Source organism: Streptomyces violaceorubidus (genome assembly GCF_000717995.1).
GTDB classification, from domain to species: Bacteria; Actinomycetota; Actinomycetes; order Streptomycetales; family Streptomycetaceae; genus Streptomyces; species Streptomyces violaceorubidus.
Genome location: NZ_JODM01000111.1, coordinates 1 through 1,373, shown reverse-complemented (window position 1 = coordinate 1,373; position 1,373 = coordinate 1). Strand labels below are relative to the sequence as shown.

Here is a 1,373-nt window from a genome sequence, read left to right as displayed (position 1 = left end):
GTCACCCAGGCAGCCGTACTCGTCCGCGACGAACGCCTCGTCGCCTACGTCGTGGGACAGAACACCGGCGACCTGCGCGACCACGCCGCCCAGGCCCTGCCCGCCTACATGGTTCCCTCCGCCTTCGTCACCCTCGACGGCCTCCCCCTGACCGCCAACGGCAAACTCGACCGCAAAGCCCTCCCCGACCCCGACTTCGACACCACGACCACCGCCGAGCACCGCGCCCCGCGCACCCCGCAGGAAGAGATCCTGTGCGCCCTGTTCGCGGACGTCCTCGGCGTCACCCGCGTCGGGATCGACGACAGCTTCTTCGACCTGGGCGGACACTCACTGCTCGCCACCCGCCTGGTCTCCCGCATCCGCAGCAGCCTGGGCACCGAACTGCCCGTCCGCGTCCTGTTCGAGACACCGACTGTCGCAGCCCTCGCCGGCCGGCTCAGCCAGGCGGAGACGGCCAGGGAACCCCTGAGCCCGCAGGCACGGCCGGGGCATGTTCCGTTGTCGTCGGCGCAGCAGGGGCAGTGGTTCCTTCAGAAGCTGGAGGGGCCGAACGCGACGTACAACATTCCCATCGCGCTGCGGCTGTCGGGCGGGCTGGACACCGGGGCGCTGCGGGCCGCGCTCGGTGACCTGAGCGCACGGCACGAGAGCCTGCGCACGCTGGTCGAGGACACGCCCACCGGTGCCCGGCAGGTCGTGCAAGACCAGACGGCCCCGGTCCTGAGCGTGGTCGACACCACCGAGGACGCCCTGGCGGGAGAGCTGGGCACGGCTGCTGCCCGGCCCTTCGACCTCACCCGTGACCTGCCCCTGCGGGCCACCGTCTTCCGCACCGCACCCGACGAACACGTCCTGCTCCTCGTCCTCCACCACATCGCCGCCGACGAAGGCTCCTTCGCGCCCCTCGCCCGAGACCTGACCGCCGCCTACGCCGCTCGGTGCGCGGAGCAGGCTCCCGACTGGGCACCGCTGCCGGTGCAGTACGCGGACTACACCCTCTGGCAGCAGACGCTCCTGGGCGACGAGAACGACGACACGTCCGTCGCCGCACGCCAACTCGCCCACTGGCGCGAGACCCTGGCAGACCTGCCGCTGGAGCTGGCGCGGGAGCACCAGTGCACGCCGTTCATGGTGGTCCAGGCCGCGTTGGCGGTCCTGCTGCACCGGCTCGGCGCCGGCACGGACATCCCCATCGGCACCCCCGTCGCCGGACGCACCGACGACGCCCTCGACGACCTCATCGGCTTCTTCGTCAACACCCTGGTCCTGCGCACCGACCTCACCGGTGACCCCAGCTTCAGCGAGCTGCTGACCCGGGTGCGGGAGACGGACCTGGCCGCCTACGCGCACCAGGACATCCCCTTCGAACG

1 protein-coding gene is annotated in these 1,373 nt (G+C 71.6%); it reads left to right on the top strand.

All coding sequences use genetic code 11. The annotated features are described in order from the left end of the window. A partial coding sequence (locus tag IE94_RS36630) for a condensation domain-containing protein (protein WP_037924713.1) occupies window positions 1-1,373 on the top strand: 1,373 nt, incomplete at both ends.